At 34.5% G+C, this 16667-nt stretch carries 14 protein-coding genes; all 14 read left to right on the top strand.

Annotated features, from left to right (window positions below; genetic code table 11):
* Window positions 1–12 precede the first annotated feature (12 nt).
* The 14 genes from IGJ02_RS15465 to msrB all read left to right on the top strand — a co-directional run bounded on the left by IGJ02_RS15465 (window position 13) and on the right by msrB (window position 16643).
* Complete coding sequence (locus IGJ02_RS15465; RefSeq protein ID WP_430602636.1) at window positions 13–339, top strand: LPXTG cell wall anchor domain-containing protein; 327 nt, start codon at window positions 13–15, stop codon at window positions 337–339.
* Window position 340: 1 nt separating this feature from the next.
* Entirely contained in the window at window positions 341–928 is a 588-nt protein-coding gene (locus IGJ02_RS15460) for a WxL domain-containing protein (RefSeq protein WP_430602635.1), read from the top strand.
* A 306-nt stretch (window positions 929–1234) separates the two neighbouring features.
* The gene (locus IGJ02_RS15455; protein WP_430602634.1) at window positions 1235–2539 is read left to right on the top strand and encodes a glycosyltransferase family 2 protein; all 1305 of its coding nucleotides are present in this window, start codon (window positions 1235–1237) and stop codon (window positions 2537–2539) included.
* A gap of 134 nt (window positions 2540–2673) precedes the next feature.
* On the top strand, window positions 2674–3792 hold the full coding sequence (gene wecB / locus IGJ02_RS15450; protein ID WP_430602633.1) for a non-hydrolyzing UDP-N-acetylglucosamine 2-epimerase: 1119 nt from the start codon (window positions 2674–2676) through the stop codon (window positions 3790–3792).
* A gap of 101 nt (window positions 3793–3893) precedes the next feature.
* On the top strand, window positions 3894–5930 hold the full coding sequence (locus IGJ02_RS15445; RefSeq protein WP_430602632.1) for a pectate lyase-like adhesive domain-containing protein: 2037 nt from the start codon (window positions 3894–3896) through the stop codon (window positions 5928–5930).
* Window positions 5931–6121: 191 nt separating this feature from the next.
* Window positions 6122–6841, top strand: coding sequence for a winged helix-turn-helix domain-containing protein (locus IGJ02_RS15440; protein WP_430602631.1), 720 nt, complete (start codon window positions 6122–6124; stop codon window positions 6839–6841).
* Between the two features lie 764 nt (window positions 6842–7605).
* The gene (locus IGJ02_RS15435) at window positions 7606–8514 is read left to right on the top strand and encodes a magnesium transporter CorA family protein (protein ID WP_430602630.1); all 909 of its coding nucleotides are present in this window, start codon (window positions 7606–7608) and stop codon (window positions 8512–8514) included.
* A 258-nt stretch (window positions 8515–8772) separates the two neighbouring features.
* A complete protein-coding gene (locus IGJ02_RS15430; RefSeq protein WP_430602629.1) occupies window positions 8773–9492 on the top strand; it encodes an alpha/beta hydrolase in 720 nt (239 codons plus the stop codon).
* 445 nt (window positions 9493–9937) lie between these two features.
* The gene (locus tag IGJ02_RS15425; protein WP_430602628.1) at window positions 9938–10306 is read left to right on the top strand and encodes a RicAFT regulatory complex protein RicA family protein; all 369 of its coding nucleotides are present in this window, start codon (window positions 9938–9940) and stop codon (window positions 10304–10306) included.
* Window positions 10307–10308: 2 nt separating this feature from the next.
* Window positions 10309–12876: a DNA mismatch repair protein MutS gene (gene mutS / locus IGJ02_RS15420; protein ID WP_430602627.1), complete on the top strand. Its 2568-nt coding sequence runs from the start codon at window positions 10309–10311 to the stop codon at window positions 12874–12876.
* 38 nt (window positions 12877–12914) lie between these two features.
* The gene (gene mutL / locus IGJ02_RS15415) at window positions 12915–14999 is read left to right on the top strand and encodes a DNA mismatch repair endonuclease MutL (RefSeq protein WP_010762289.1); all 2085 of its coding nucleotides are present in this window, start codon (window positions 12915–12917) and stop codon (window positions 14997–14999) included.
* Between the two features lie 26 nt (window positions 15000–15025).
* Complete coding sequence (locus IGJ02_RS15410) at window positions 15026–15580, top strand: Maf family protein (protein WP_430602626.1); 555 nt, start codon at window positions 15026–15028, stop codon at window positions 15578–15580.
* Window positions 15581–15611: 31 nt separating this feature from the next.
* Window positions 15612–16106: an acyl-CoA thioesterase gene (locus IGJ02_RS15405; protein WP_010762291.1), complete on the top strand. Its 495-nt coding sequence runs from the start codon at window positions 15612–15614 to the stop codon at window positions 16104–16106.
* Window positions 16107–16205: 99 nt separating this feature from the next.
* Window positions 16206–16643, top strand: coding sequence for a peptide-methionine (R)-S-oxide reductase MsrB (gene msrB, locus IGJ02_RS15400; RefSeq protein ID WP_010762292.1), 438 nt, complete (start codon window positions 16206–16208; stop codon window positions 16641–16643).
* Window positions 16644–16667: the final 24 nt, after the last annotated feature.

The following is a 16667-nucleotide window of genomic DNA, read 5'->3' as shown; positions in this document are numbered from 1 at the left end:
GAGTGAGTACAAATGAAGAAACAATTCTTACAATTATTAGCAGTGTTTTCGTTGTTCACTTTGCTATGGGTTAGTACTCCTGCCAAGGCTGCAGAGGTCGCTGATTCTCAAAAAAGTGAAGCAAAAATTGGTTTTTACGATGGGTCTTCTGAATCAGAGGATGAAGAAACTAAAATTATCAATACTCAACAATCCATAAAAAGTAAATCAAATGACAAAAAGTTACCAAATACTGGAAGCATAAACCATTTATTTTTAGTGGTGCTTGGAATATTAATTATCCTGACAATAGGATTGATTATAAATAAAAAATATATGAACGAAGAGGAGAGTATTTAAAATGAAGAAAACCTTATTATCATCATTAGTCACAGCGTGTATTTTAGGAAGTGTAGCGTTAGGTGGTGTCTCTTATGCAGTTGAAGCAGATAACCAATCATCAAACGGAAATGTTGGCTTCACCACGCCTGAAGACGGTGCTTTAAAACTTTTGGAAGTGGCTGAATTTGATTTTGGGAATCATGAAATATCTGCTTCAGACCAAGTTTACAAAACAGAATCGGATACAAAATCCATTGTACAAGATTTACGTGGTACAGAAACTGGCTGGGAATTACGTGTTGCTCAGGATGGCCAATTTATAAATGGCGATAAAGTATTGACGAATGCTCAAATCACATTAGATGCTCCTGTACTAGATGAAAGTTCTACCGCAACAGCTAATGTAAAATCTTCTGTTGAACTTGATCCAAATGGAAACTCTGTAGTGATCATGGACGCTAACCAAGGGCAAGGGAATGGTGTTGCAACAGAAAATTTCAACATTGCACAAACATCTTTAAGTGTTCCAGGAAAAACAACTAAAATTACTGGTCAATACACTACAGTATTGAATTGGACTTTAATGGACGGCGTAGCAAATATTTAGTTCAGTTTTCAAGTTATTGGAGGATAGGAACAATTCTATATTTTATAAAATTGTTCTTATCCTGATAATCATCAGACAGATCTATATAGATGTGAAATTTTCGTTTTTAATTTCATTTTAAAATCAGAGCTATTGTGTTTTCGCTTTTAACTAAAATTGGTTCTTTTAACGAGTACTTTTCTGGGGATGTTTAATAATATATGTGTTTACTAAGATACTTTAGCAAAATTAAAGATTGAAAATCACTATATTAAAATTTTTTTGATAAGTTGCTCTTTTTTATAAAAATAAAGGAGTGTACATTTTATGTTTCACATTGCACCACATCTCTTTTTTCTCTTAGAAATATTTTGTATTTTGTTAGTGACTGTAGTTTTTTTAAATTTAACTTTTTTTACAGTTCTATCAACTGTTGGGTTATTAAAGCCTAAAAGAGATTATGAAATATCAAAAGATAAAAATAAATTTTTATTTCTAATTCCAGCACATAATGAGGAAGATGTAATAGCTTCAACAATTGAAAGTATTTTAAAACAAAATTATGATCCCAGTCTTTTTGATGTTGTCGTTATTGCAGATAATTGCACAGATAAAACAATTCAAGTTGTTGGTCAATATGAAAAAGCTTATTGTTTTATCAATACATCAAAACCAAATGAACCACGGGGAAAACCTCATGCAATTAAAAAATTCATAGATACAGGTTTTTGGAAAAAGTATAACTATATTGCTTTTATTGATGCTGATAATATTGTTGACAAAAATTATTTACGTGAAATGAATTCTCAACTAGTTTTTAGACCGGAACTAACTGTGGTACAGGGATATTTGGGAATCAAAAATATCGCTACTTCGATGATCGCTTCCGGGTATGCTGCAGTATATTTCATAACAAATCGTGCAGTACAGTATGCGAACTATAGACTTGGCTGGAACGCTGCAATAGGCGGTACAGGATTTGTGTTACAAACTTCCTATTTGGAAGAGAATGGTTGGAATCCACGGAGCTATACTGAAGATTTCGAGCTACAAGTTGAATTGTCTTTACAAAATAAGAAAAGTGGTTGGAATCACTTTGCAGTTGTTTACGATGAAAAACCAAATGCTCTTATTGCTAGTCATAATCAGCGAACTAGATGGGCTCAAGGCCATTGGTTTGTTGCATTTACGACTACATTGAAACAACTCAAATCAATAGTTAAATCAGAATCATTGGTGGAATGCTTAAGTAAAATAGAAACACTACTTTACTCATATTCAATGGTTCGTCCGATTGCTTTTATAATAATTATTCTATTATCACTATTAGATAAGAGGTTTCTAATGTATCTGCCGGAATTATTTTCATTACTTTTATTTTGGCTATTTGTAGAAGTATTAAATTTTTTAATCGTACCTACTGTCTATTTTATGCAAGAAGCTAAGGATTACTTTGCTCAAAAAGAGACCCTTTCTAGCAAAATCATTTTATATTTCAGACTGGTAATAGGGTTTATTTTGAATTCTATAACTTATATGGCCGCACAAGTGGTAGGTTTCTTCACTTGGTTTAAACCGCAAAATAATTGGAAAAAAACAGTTCATAGCGCTACGTTTGATGGCGAAAAATAATTAGAAGGAGGGGTGAAAATGAAAAAACCACATTCGAATTTGTTCTTTTTGATCGGTATTGCTTCATTTTTGCTATTTTTCTATTTATCAATATAAATATTATAACGAGAACAGTATAAGGGGCTAAATTTAACATGAACAAGATCAAGGTGATGACTGTTTTTGGCACAAGACCTGAAGCTATCAAAATGTGTCCAATCATACAAGAGTTAGAAAAAAATAATGAAGCATTTGAATCAATTGTTGTCTCTACTGGTCAGCATAGACAAATGATGGATCAGGTTTTAAGTACTTTCAGAATCACGGTTGACTATGATTTGAACATTATGAAAAAGAACCAGACTCTCGCTGAAATTACATCTAATGTTTTGGTGAAATTAGATGACATTATAAAAGATATACAGCCTGATGTTGTGTTAGTTCATGGCGATACCACTACTACATTGACTGCAACGTTAGCCGCTTTTTACAATCAAGTAAAAGTGGGACATGTAGAAGCAGGATTAAGAACTGGAAATAAGTTGAGTCCATTTCCAGAAGAGATTAACAGAAGATTAACAGATGCAATGGCAGATATCTATTTTGCACCTACAATAGCTAGCAAGGACAATCTAATAAAGGAAAATTTTAATTCTAAAGATATCTATATAACTGGTAACACTGCAATTGATGCATTGAAAAAAACGATTAACAACAATCGATCAGTAAAGAACTTTAAAAAGCATGATCACAGAAATAGATTGATTTTATTAACTATGCATCGTAGAGAAAATCAAGGTGAGCCGATGGAAAATGTTTTTTCGGTAGTTAGAGAGATAGTAGATTCTTACCAAGATCTAGAGGTGGTTTTCCCAGTTCATCTGAATCCAAGAATAAAGAAAATTGCCGATAAGGTATTAGATAATCACAATCGCATCCATTTAATCGATCCACTGGATGTCGTTGATTTCCATAATCTTATGGCATCTAGCTATATGATACTGACAGACTCTGGCGGGATTCAAGAAGAAGCACCCTCACTAGGAATTCCAGTATTAGTTTTAAGAGATACTACTGAGCGTCCAGAAGGTGTGGATGCTGGAACATTGAAGCTAATCGGTACAGAACGAGAACATGTTAAAAAAAATATTATTGAATTAATAGAAAGCGAAAAAATATATAATGTGATGGCAGGTGCAACTAATCCATATGGAGATGGGACAGCCGCACAAAAAATAGTCGAAATCCTTAAGAAAACTAGCAATAAATTGTAATCATCAAACAGTGGACTTGGTTTATAAGTATATCCATAAAAACTTAAATATGATGAAAGGTACCCTCTCACTAAATAATATAATAAGAAAGGGAAGATATTATGAAAATTAATAAAAAAGCTATAATTACAGGAGTTTCTTTACTTACAATTGGCTCTCAGGTAATTTTATCTCATCCGGAAATTGTAAGTGCAACGGAAGTTGATAAAGCGTTAGTGGATACAAAGCAAGGAGGAGTTGCAGAAGTAGGAACATTTGAAGAATATCAAACTGCATTAAAGGATGTCTCAATTAGTCATATTATACTCACTCAAAGCTTTTCGATGAAAAAAAATATTACTAGTATACCTCAGAGAAATCTATTGATCGATGGAAATGCAGATAAAGGGATTGTTTTGAATATTGGCAAATATGCGTTATATGGTCAAGATAAGCTAGATAAGAATGTTACGTTAGAATTAAATAATATGAGTATAGAAGGTACTCAAAAAGACGGATCTAGATTTTTTGAATTAGACGATGATGAATATGGTTGGGACGTAGAAGTTACGAATACATCATATGCTGGTGCTAGATTCTTACTTTTGAGTAACGGTAGAGTAACCTTCAAGGGAAATAATAAAATTGAAACAACCCATGAAAACGCTTGGGTACATGAGGTAATATTTGCAAAAGACAGTGTCTATAATTCAACTGCTGCTAGTGGTTCTCACAAGTCAGCATTTTATTTTAATGGTAAATTACACAACGGAAAAGTCGATGGTAAAGCTATCATTGAAGAAAATGCAAAAGTAAATATTAAAATATCACCAAATAATAATAAGTACTATCACTACCCTGCATTTTATGACAAAGTTAGTCAAGTAAATGTTAAGGAAAATGCAAGTTTAGATATAGATTCTGCAGGTGTTGCGATTGAATTTGTTGATAGATCACACTATGATGTTAATCCTGCATTAAATATAGAATCTGGTGCTGTGGTTAATTTAAATGGACGTGGAGGCGGAGATCGCCCAACTATACGTCTTGATCAAGAGAATAGTAGTATTAATGCAAAACCAAATTCAACCTTAAATGTTACGGGGAATAATTCTAAAGAAGTGATTGAAACTGAAGAAGGTTCAGAAATAAATTTGGATAATCCAAAAGCGTTTGATTTAAAAAATACAAATCCACGTAAACCAATTTTTGATGCTGATGAAACTACCTTAAGAATCAAAGAAGCAAATATAAAAGTGTGGAAAAAAACTGGCGGAAATTATGAAGAGAGTCCATTGTACTCATGGAATGCGGTTTCGTCATTAGAGACTCACATCGATGATGATGAATCCTCAAAAACGGTTTCGACAGATCAGGATTTGCAGGAGAAATTCCAAACAGAAGATTATGGGCGTATCGCTGGTGATGGGGATATAGTTCAAGTCATTGCTCCAACATTCAATCCTGTAACGGATAAAGATACTCAACTTACAGGTACTGGTCAAGCAAATGCAACAATTTCTGCATTTGTTGGAGATGAAAAGATTGGTGAAGCGGTCGTTGGTGGGGATGGACGATGGTCAATTTCACCTATAGCACCGCAAACAGAAGGAACTATTATCCATATTATCCAAACATATGATGGTAAGGACTCTAATAAAGTAGAGCAAACCGTTGTACATTTAGGGGAAGAATCAATTAACTACTTTAAATTGGGGTACTGGCAGGATTATGGGTTAATATTAGAGGGTTCGGTTGATAATGAAGAATGGCCCTTGGAAGATAGTTCTAAAGTAACTAAATCAGTTAAAGTTGTCAATAGTGAAGGCAATGTAGTAGAAGAAATTAAACCAGTAGCGAATACGGATTGGTATCAGGCAGGCATTTTCAATGGCTATCAAGCTATTTTAGATAATGAAATTTTGTCTAATTTAGAAGTTGGAGAATATAAGTTGCAGATTACTACGGTAATTGCAGGGACAGAGGTCGATGAAACAAATGACTTAAATGTAAAAAATACGTCCAAAAAGGTATTAGAAGCCTACCCTGGTCCATACCACCAAAATTACACTCAGATTGAAAAAAGAGAGTATGGTAATAAAATTATTTCAACTGTAGATAAAGACAATGTTGCATATATTAAAGTTGAGTCTAAATAATACTTTGAATATTAATAGATTGGCATAACTAAAGTAGTAAAATAAAGGAAGAATTCAGAGTGTAGAAATATTTTATTCTTTGGATTCTTCCTTTTTTAGTTTCTACACAAACTTTGTTTTAATGCGAGAGAAATATTTAGCAATAAACAGAATTTTAAAAATTTCTTTTCATAACGTGGAGGCCCAATTTTATGTATAAAATCAAATATTTTAAGAATACTGAAAAAAGTAGAAACAATGAAGTTCTAATAAAAGAGATGAATTCTCAACGAATAGATATAGTTATAAAACAGGATTTTAATTATTTTGATATGTATCAAGATATAGATGTTTTTCTAATTGATGAGAATGAGCTGATGCAAGAAAAAATTTTTGAAAGTATCATTTTTTTGAAAAAAAATACGAATGCACTGATATGGTTGCTTTCTGATTCTTCTATACAAGCAGTTAGAATTACATACTTGAGGCTTGGTGTAGATATGATTGTTTCCAACAATATACACGATGAAGAACTCAGCATTGAGCTAAGTAATATGTTGACACATAGAGCCAAAAAGACTGTAGAAAAAATGGGGATAAAAAATTCATATTTTCTATTAACAGAAAACAGAACGTTTCGATTATGTAATGGTGAAGAAGTACCGCTGACACCATTAGAGTATAAATTAATGCATTTATTGATACAAAATAAAAATAGATTAGTAACTTACGAAAATACAATTTTAAATCTTTGGGGAACCTCTAAGTTAAATAAGCTTTATATGGTTAGTAATATCATTTTTCATCTCAGAGAAAAAATAGAAAAAAGAACAGGGACAAAATTTATAAAAACTATGAGATCCAGTGGCTATATGCTGGTGAATGAGAATTGTTTTGAAATATCGGTTGATAAACTTGATAGCTTTGAATAAATGGAACAGAGAAGAAATAATTGAAGATGGATTTTAGCTAAAATAGCGATAACTATTAATTTAGTGACTTCACTATCAACTTATTTTGAATACATTGGATAAGAAAGAGGTCATCCATCATGTAGTATTCACTAGAAAAATGGGTTGCAACTTTTACCTACTTGTAGAATTTATTTATGATAACTATGTACAGTATTGGGAAAATATACACGGGGACGTTACAGCCAAAGAGGATTGCTTCTACCTCCACCGTTTACCCGTATTTAGGGTGTGAAACAAAAGTGATTTTTACTTTTGTCCCACACCCTTTTTCTTTTGCTCAAATATCTTAAGGTATGAAAAATAGATTAAATATATTTAATAACATACGATATGTTTTATACAAAAATGGTCAGAAAAAGAAAAAATTAAAGAAACCGAATCAACAAATTGCTGTATCATTTAATATGAAATATTAAGGTAGAACAATGAAATTTAAATGTTATTACAAAGATGATTGCTAATTCATCATTGAGGCTGGAGCAATTGAAGTTCCTATTTATTATAGAATCAAAATCACAAATTGTGTTAACAAGGGGTTCTGGAAAAAAGTAATCACTAAAAACAAACAACTCTTTTGGGTGAGAGAAAATAAGTTGCGTTTTTGTATATTGAGGAGACAGGAGAGAATACAGTTTGTATATGCTGTTAGTGATTAATAATTGATACATAAAAAATAAATGAACATACAAGAAAGGCATATCAAACTTATGATAGAAAAGAGAATGGTAAATAAAAAATGTATATGGGTGAATTTTCAATCAGAAAATGTAAATTCAGAACCGTTGATTGATTTTTGTAAAGAATATGATATTAATAAGAAAGTAATCACATATGCAATGGATAGTAGTGAACAAGCCCGATTAGATATATATTCAAAAGAAAGTACACTAGTTCTAGTGTTCAAAGTACTGAATCAAAAAAAGACGACTGATACAACAAATGAAACAATTCCTATTACATTCATACTTAGGGGTGACTATGTTATTACTATTACAAATAAAGACAATCATTACGTTTACGAGCAGATGAAAGATTGTTTAGACAAATGTGCTAAAAAAGAAATCTTATCTACAACTAGCTTTTTGTTTATTACCCTTTTTGAGCTGATTGATGATTATTTTCCACGCATCGAAAGTATCAATAAAACCCTTAAGGAGATGGACAGTGTGTCGCAGAAAGATAATCAATCTAATTTAGAGACACTGTCCGACTTACAAAAACGAACTATTTATCTGTATTCTGCTGCAGTACAAAATAATTTAGTTCTAGAAAAGATGAAAGAACTACCCCTCTATAACAAACTTCCCGAAGATGAGAAGGAGGATTTTAATGCCTCATTGGCAGAATCCAGTCAGTTAGTATCAATAATTGATTTATCTAATCAAATTTCACAAAACATGTCAGATACTTATAATAATTATTTCAATAATAACTTGAACAACGTTATGAAAATCTTAACAGTATGGTCCCTAATTCTGACTATACCTGCTATTGTTACAGGATTTTTTGGTATGAACATTAAATTACCTACCGAAAGTGGTGGGAAGTCAATTGGGTGGACATTCACCCTCATATTAATAGTATCATTATCTTTTCTTATGTCAGTTTTAATCAAAAAAATACTCAAGTAATTAATTGAAATATGGAGTGGAAAGAAATCTCTTAAATAGTAGAGCACTAGTATTCATTTCTGGGCATTAAAAGGTACATGTTACCTGTAAATCTTAATCGATGAATACTAATTCTTTTAAAGATAAAAATTAATGAATAACTTTGTTGGGACATAAATAAAGATTATCCATTTAATTTTTTTACATTGAATTTCATTCTGTGTTTATAATTTAAATGAAAGGATTTATTATGACATTAAATGTAGAGATTGTTCATTTATGATGAAGCAAAAAAATAATAGACCTATGAATTTTCAAGACCAACTTGATTTGTGTGAGCATGAGAATCACAAAATTGTTGATTCGTTCGATATTACAACTACTGATTATGAAATAAAAGTTGATGATGGAGTCAAGATAAGCGGCCGCTTATATGTTCCAGGGAATCAGAAAAATCTACCACTTATCTACCATATACATGGCGGAGCCTTTGAAACTGGAAACGTTGAGATGTGGGATACCATAGTTCGATATTTTGCTCAAAAACCTCAATGTGCAATTTTTTCAACTAACTATAGGTTAACACCAGAAGTAACGTTTCCAATCCCTATTGAAGACTGTATGGCAGTATATAGATGGTTACGAAATAATAGAGAAAGTATGGGAGTATCTTTAAACCAAATTGGATTTCTTGGAGATAGCGCAGGGGGGAACCTTGTAAATGCTTTAGTTATGTATATGATTGACAATGGGGAACAGAAACTACTCCCAGACAAGTTGTTTACTCTGTACTATTGGCTTGTTTTTAATGGGATCACAGATTCTTTAAAAACTAACGCCCTGAAAGGGTGTATTGGGAGTGACGACTTCGCTATGCAAGGCTTTTTAGCGATTACAGATAATGCAGATGCTAAAAAAGTGTTCAGTCCTTATATTACACAGCTTTCTTATGATAAGTACGAGCAGTTTCTACCTGCATATATTTCTACTGCAGAATAAGACCCTTTTAGAGATGATAATAGGAAATTAGCGCAATTGCTGATTGAGTCAGGAGTGACAACGACATTTCAAATATTTCCCGCTCTTACACATGGATACGAACAGTTTTTTGGTCCTGTAAGAGAGGCACGTAAAGCTTTAGATGTGGTATCAAACGAAATTCATTCATTCTTTTTTATGATACGTCTAAATAGAGTGACTTCTAACTACTCCCGCTAAAAATGATTAAAAACAAAGTGTTCACTGGATAAATCTGAGCAACTCTACTGAGGATCTGCTCTTTTTTATCTAGTGAACACTTTTATTTTGAATGTGTAATGTAAAATAATTTGAAATAGCAAAAATCGGTTTAATTTTCCACAAACTGTTGATTCTGCTGGAATTATGTTAAAATAAGTAGACCTAACTTATAACAAAATCTTAACCAGAATAAAGGTGTGAAATCATGGAGCCATCCATTAAAGATAAAAAAATCAACGAAGAATTAATGAAATTATTAATCTTACTTGGTGAAGATGAATTGATTCAACGTTATAAAGAATTAGAAGAAAAAGTTCAAAAAAATGAAAAGCTCACTGATTTAGTAGAACAAATCAAAGCAGCCCAAAAAGATGCCGTTCAATTTGCCCATTATGATAAACCAGAGGCAGAAAAAGCGGCAATCAAACGAGCAGATGAGCTGACAAAAGAATTCGATGAACATCCCTTAGTTGTGGCATATAGAGAACAATTGATGGAAGCCAATGACCTCTTGCAGCACGTCACAGATATGATCCAATATAGAATCAATGAAGAACTAGAGAAGGAAGGGTAACAATGCCACAAAAAACAAAACACACACCAATGATGGAACAATATTTAGCAATCAAAGACCAGTATCAAGACGCTTTCTTGTTTTACCGATTAGGCGACTTTTATGAAATGTTTTATGAAGATGCAATTAACGCATCACAATTATTAGAATTAACTTTGACTAGCCGTAATCGCAATGCAGATGACCCGATTCCAATGTGTGGGATTCCTCATCACGCAGCGCAAGGCTATATCGATACATTGATCGAAAAAGGCTATAAAGTAGCGATCTGTGAACAAGTGGAAGATCCTAAAACGACCAAAGGCATGGTCAAGCGAGAAGTTGTTCAACTGATTACGCCTGGAACTGTGATGACCAGTAAAGGCTTAGATGCTAAAGACAATAATTATTTAACGGCTATTGTTGAAGAGAATGGAACGTTTGGGTTGGCCTATGTAGATTTAAGTACAGGAGAACTAAAAACTGCTGTATTAAGCGATGAAGACGCTGTAATCAATGAAGCATCAGCGCTGCAGACGAAAGAAATCGTATTAGGTAGCGTATTATCAGAAACGCTGCAGCAAACATTAAAAGATCGTTTGAACATTATTTTTTCTGAACAAAATCAAGCAGAAGAAAATGCTGAATTTAGCTTTTTAACAAGTGAATTGACCCATCCGCTAGAAGTGGAGGTAACAGGCAAATTATTAACCTATTTAACCGTGACGCAAAAACGTGGATTGTCACACATTCAAAAAGCAGTAGAATATCAACCAGATCATTTCTTGAAAATGGATCATTATTCTAAATTTAACTTAGAATTGACCCAATCGATTCGAACTGGATTGAAAAAAGGGACTTTATTATGGCTGCTAGACGAAACAAAAACCGCAATGGGTGGACGTTTATTAAAGCAATGGCTAGATCGTCCATTGATTCAAGAGAAACAAATCCAAACAAGACAAGAAATGGTTCAATCGTTATTGAATGCATACTTTGAGCGTGTTGACTTACAATCTACCTTAACAAAAGTCTATGATTTAGAACGTTTAGCTGGGCGTGTAGCATTTGGAAATGTGAACGGACGCGACTTGATTCAATTAAAAACCTCATTAGAACAAGTGCCGTTGGTTCGTGAGTTGATCGTTGGTATCAATCAAGGTGAATGGAATGATTTATTATTAGATTTAAACCCGGCCGAAGATATCGTTGAACTGATCAATAATGCCATCAACGAAGAAGCACCGCTTGCAATCACAGAAGGAAATATCATTAAAGACAATTACAATGAAAAATTAGATGAATATCGTGATGCAATGCGCCACGGCAAGCAATGGTTAGCTGAACTAGAAGCTAAAGAACGCCAAGAAACAGGGATCAAGACCTTAAAAGTCGGGTTTAATCGAGTATTTGGTTATTACATCGAAGTGACAAAATCCAACTTAGCCAACTTAGCCGAAGGAAAATATGAACGCAAACAAACGCTAGCAAACGCTGAACGTTTTATCACACCTGAACTAAAAGAAATGGAAACCTTGATTTTAGAAGCAGAAGAAAAATCAGTGGATTTAGAATATCAATTATTCCTAGAAGTCAGAGAACAAGTCAAAGCCAATATTGAACGTCTACAAAAACTAGCAAAAACAATCAGTGCAGTGGATGTCTTGCAGGCTTTTGCAACAGTCAGTGAAAGATACCAATATGTCCGTCCCATTCTAAAAAGCAATAGCAAAGAGTTGCATATTGTTGAAGGTCGCCATCCAGTTGTAGAAAAAGTTTTGGGTCATCAAGAATATATCCCTAACAGTGTTCATATGAGCAAAGAGAATATCATTCTATTGATTACAGGACCTAATATGTCCGGTAAAAGTACTTATATGCGACAATTAGCACTAACAGTCGTAATGGCTCAAATAGGTTGTTTTGTTCCAGCTGAATCTGCGGATTTACCGATTTTTGACCAAATATTCACAAGAATCGGGGCATCAGATGATTTGATCGCTGGGCAAAGTACCTTTATGGTGGAAATGATGGAAGCCAATCAAGCTTTACGTCATGCAACACCGAACAGTTTAATTTTATTCGACGAATTAGGTAGAGGAACCGCTACTTATGATGGAATGGCACTAGCTCAGGCGATCATTGAATATATCCATAGAGAAGTTAACGCAAAAACATTATTCTCGACCCATTATCACGAATTAACTGTCTTAGATGAAACCTTGACTGGTTTGAAAAATATCCATGTCGGTGCAGTAGAAAAAAATGGCGAAGTCGTCTTTTTGCATAAAATGATGGATGGACCAGCTGATAAAAGTTATGGGATCCACGTAGCTAAAATCGCAGGGTTGCCAAGCGCATTATTAGAACGTGCAGCGACAATTCTTACCGCTTTAGAATCAGATGAACAGCCACTTAAAGCTATGGAATACAAAGATGAGATCAAAGAAGATACGGAACAATTATCACTATTTAAAGAAGTATCGACGGATGAGTTAGGTGTGATTGATACTTTGAAGAAAATCAATTTATTAGAAATGACACCAATGGATGCCTTAAATAAATTGCATGAACTGCAAAAAAGAATTTAAACGAAATAAAAAAGCTGAGCAAGGAAAGGATCGTTTAGATGGGGAAAATACAAGAATTATCAGAACAGCTTGCCAATCAGATCGCTGCTGGTGAAGTAGTAGAACGTCCTGCATCAGTTGTCAAAGAACTTGTAGAAAACGCGATTGATGCAGGAAGCACTCAAATCGATATTTTTATTGAAGAAGCAGGACTTAAAACGATCCAAGTAATCGATAATGGGGAAGGAATCGCAAAAGAAGATATTCTTAGCGCCTTTAAACGCCATGCGACAAGTAAGATCCATACCAGAGACGATTTGTTTCGTATACGCAGTTTAGGATTCCGTGGAGAAGCCCTGCCCAGTATCGCATCCGTTTCAGAAATCGTCCTAGAAACGGCTGTTTCTGAAGAAGAAGAAGGTAGTTATGTTCAAATGAAGGGCGGTAAGGTTGAAGAACATCGCCCAGCTGCATTAAGAAAAGGAACAAAAATCACGGTTTCAAACCTATTTTTTAATACACCAGCTCGTTTAAAATATGTCAAAACGATTCAAACTGAATTAGCAAATGTCGGCGATATCGTTAACCGTTTAGCGTTAAGTCATCCCAAAATCGCTTTTCGCTTGGTTCATGACGGAAATAAGATGATGAATACTGCTGGCAATGGCGATTTGAAACAAACGATCGCTGGAATTTATGGTATTGGGACTGCGAAAAAAATGTTGAAGATCGAAGCGGAAGATTTAGACTTTAAGTTAACGGGATATGTTTCATTGCCAGAAGTGACTAGAGCAAGTCGGAATTATTTATCAACGATCATCAATGGTCGCTATATCAAAAACTTTGCGCTCAATAAAGCAATCGTAGATGGTTATGGCTCGAAATTGATGGTCGGTCGTTTTCCTCTTGCTGTATTAGAGATCGAGATGGACCCGTTACTTGTTGACGTCAATGTTCATCCGACAAAGCAAGAAGTCCGTTTAAGTAAAGAAAAAGAATTGATGGCTTTGATCAGTGAAGAGATTCGGGAAGTATTAAGTCATGAACAGTTGATTCCAAACGCTGTAGATAATCTTCGTTTTAAAAAGAAAGTCGAGCTACAGCCAAAAGTTGAGCAAATGGAAATTCCTTTAACAGAACCTGAGGAAACTAGCAAACCTATTCGAAAACCAGGAAGTTTAGGCTATGATCCTAGTAGTGGAAATTTCTTTGTTAAAGAAACGTCGCCAGAATATAAACCTCAAGCACCTACTAACAATTGGCCAAAACAAGCTGAACCACAGACAGAAGAAGAGCTTGAAAAAGAAGCATTGATGGCGTATGCATTTAGTTCACCAGTTGAAATGGAAGAGCCAAAAATTTCTGATGAGCGCCATCTAACAGAAGCGACTGAGTCGGAAGAAGTGCCTGATTCAAAAGAAAAGGTGACCGTTGATGAACAGGTCTATGAAGAAGAATTAAGCCATCATCCAGAATTTGATTTTTCAGCAACTGGAGCTCAAAATGACTTAAATAAAGTGTTAAACAAGTTAGCAGATGAACATCCTAAAGAACGTTTTCCAGAACTAGAATATTTTGGTCAGATGCATGGCACTTATCTCTTTGCTCAAAGCAAAGATGGCCTATATATCATCGATCAACATGCAGCCCAAGAACGAATCAAATATGAGTATTTTAGAGAAAAAATTGGTGAAGTAACAAACGACCTACAAGAGTTATTAGTACCAATCGTCATTGATTATCCAAACAGTGATGCGCTAAAAATCAAAGAACAAAAAGAGACCTTAGCAGAGGTTGGCATTCATTTAGAAGACTTTGGTCAAAATAGTTTCATTGTCCGAGCACATCCAACTTGGTATCCAGCTGGCGAAGAAGAAACGATTATCCGTGAGATGATCGATATGTTTTTGACGACAGGTTCTGTCAGTGTGAAAAAATTCCGTGAAGCTACAGCGATCATGATGAGTTGTAAACGTTCAATCAAAGCCAATCATTACTTAAATGAACAACAGGCTCGTGTGTTATTAAAGGATCTGGAAACCTGTGAGAACCCTTTTAATTGCCCTCATGGTCGTCCTGTTTTGATCCATTTTACAAATTCAGACATGGAAAAAATGTTTAAACGAATTCAAGATCCACACTAAAAATATAGGAAGAAGGTTTAATCCTAATGGCAGTTATTCTAGCCTCGCAATCTCCTCGCAGACGTGAGCTGTTGAGTCGAATCATACCTGATTTTGAAGTCGTGCCAGCTAATATCAATGAAGAAGTCAAAGGTTATTTTACCCCGATGGACTATGTCTTGACGATGGCAGCACAAAAAGCAGCACATATTGCAAAACAATATCCAAACGATTTAGTGATCGGTTCTGATACGATCGTAACGATCGATAATGAAATATTAGGAAAACCCACTTCCAGAGACGATGCTTTTCGGATGTTACGACAGCTGAGTGGCAGAACACATAAAGTTTATACCAGTGTTGTTTTAATGAAAGATGATCAGGAATCTTCGGCTACAGTTCCGGCCACAGTAGAATTTTATGATTTAACGGATGAAGAAATCAATCGCTACTTAGATACAAAAGAATACGAAGATAAAGCAGGAGCTTATGGTATTCAAGAACAAGGCGCTTTGCTAGTAAAAAGTATTCAAGGTGATTATTATTCGATTATGGGATTGCCAATTGCGACACTTTACCGCATGCTGCCATCATTTGATTAGTAACTGAAACGATGAAAGAAGGAAACAATGAATGAAATGTTCACAAACAAGAGCCATTCAAACACATATGATCACCTATCCTCATTTAAATTTTCATAAGACCTTATTTGGCGGTCAATTAATGGCTTGGTTGGATGAAACAGCGGGTATTTCAGCTGTTCGTGTTTCAAGAGCTGCGATCGTCACAGCTTCTGTTGATCATTTAGATTTTCTTGCACCCTTAAAAGCGGACCATTCAGTTTGTATCGATGCCTATGTATCAGGTATAGGCACACGCTCAATGGAAATATTCGCCAAAGTGATCGGTGAAGATTTATTTACAGGAGAACGTTATCTAGCTGGAACTTGTTTCATGACTTTTGTAGTCCCTAAAGGAGCAAGTCTGCCAAAAACAATCGAGCCTGAGACAAAAGAAGAACGTTTTATCTGTCAAGGCTATGAAGCGAGAAAACAATTCAGACAAGCCAAACGACAAGAAAGTATCGACCTAGCCGAAAATATCGATTTAGATATTCCTTGGAACTAATAATAGACGTAAAACACTCACTTTCTAAACAGAAGGTGAGTGTTTTTTCCTCAATGATGCTATGATAAGATTAATTAAAAAGTAAGGGTGTGATTTGTCATGGAAAAACCATCAAAAGAAGAGTTGAAAGAAAAGCTATCCGATATTGAATACGCTGTAACACAGGAAAATGCGACTGAACGACCTTTTACTGGTATATATGATGACTTTTACCAAGAGGGGATTTATGTGGATGTGGTGAGTGGCGAACCACTTTTTAGCTCAAAAGACAAATACGATGCAGGCTGTGGCTGGCCAGCTTTTACAAAACCAATTGAAAAGCAAGGCGTCAAAGAGAATTCAGATTTCTCTTTAGGAATGCGTCGCGTTGAAGTTCGCAGTAAAGAAGCAGATTCCCATTTAGGACATGTTTTTACAGATGGTCCACAAGATCAAGGCGGGTTACGTTATTGTATCAATGCAGCAGCTTTACGGTTTATACCTGTTCAAGAATTAGAACAAGAAGGATACGGGGAGTACAAATCCTTATTTGAATAATATAATAGCCTATCTAAACAGTTA

Origin of the sequence: Enterococcus sp. DIV0724b, from assembly GCF_050531475.1 — a bacterium.
Taxonomy (GTDB): domain Bacteria; phylum Bacillota; class Bacilli; order Lactobacillales; family Enterococcaceae; genus Enterococcus_L; species Enterococcus_L haemoperoxidus.
This window is presented reverse-complemented; position numbering and strand designations above follow the sequence as displayed.

Bases quoted from the DNA above. Each gene is read 5' to 3' on its own strand.
- IGJ02_RS15465 (WP_430602636.1), top strand. From the start codon at position 13: ATGAAGAAACAATTCTTACAATTATTAGCAGTGTTTTCGTTGTTCACT.
- IGJ02_RS15405 (WP_010762291.1), top strand. From the start codon at position 15,612: ATGAAATGTTCACAAACAAGAGCCATTCAAACACATATGATCACCTAT.
- msrB (WP_010762292.1), top strand. From the start codon at position 16,206: ATGGAAAAACCATCAAAAGAAGAGTTGAAAGAAAAGCTATCCGATATT.
- IGJ02_RS15435 (WP_430602630.1), top strand. From the start codon at position 7,606: ATGGTAAATAAAAAATGTATATGGGTGAATTTTCAATCAGAAAATGTA.
- IGJ02_RS15410 (WP_430602626.1), top strand. From the start codon at position 15,026: ATGGCAGTTATTCTAGCCTCGCAATCTCCTCGCAGACGTGAGCTGTTG.
- IGJ02_RS15460 (WP_430602635.1), top strand. From the start codon at position 341: ATGAAGAAAACCTTATTATCATCATTAGTCACAGCGTGTATTTTAGGA.
- IGJ02_RS15430 (WP_430602629.1), top strand. From the start codon at position 8,773: ATGATGAAGCAAAAAAATAATAGACCTATGAATTTTCAAGACCAACTT.
- mutL (WP_010762289.1), top strand. From the start codon at position 12,915: ATGGGGAAAATACAAGAATTATCAGAACAGCTTGCCAATCAGATCGCT.
- mutS (WP_430602627.1), top strand. From the start codon at position 10,309: ATGCCACAAAAAACAAAACACACACCAATGATGGAACAATATTTAGCA.
- IGJ02_RS15440 (WP_430602631.1), top strand. From the start codon at position 6,122: ATGTATAAAATCAAATATTTTAAGAATACTGAAAAAAGTAGAAACAAT.
- IGJ02_RS15425 (WP_430602628.1), top strand. From the start codon at position 9,938: ATGGAGCCATCCATTAAAGATAAAAAAATCAACGAAGAATTAATGAAA.
- IGJ02_RS15445 (WP_430602632.1), top strand. From the start codon at position 3,894: ATGAAAATTAATAAAAAAGCTATAATTACAGGAGTTTCTTTACTTACA.
- IGJ02_RS15455 (WP_430602634.1), top strand. From the start codon at position 1,235: ATGTTTCACATTGCACCACATCTCTTTTTTCTCTTAGAAATATTTTGT.
- wecB (WP_430602633.1), top strand. From the start codon at position 2,674: ATGAACAAGATCAAGGTGATGACTGTTTTTGGCACAAGACCTGAAGCT.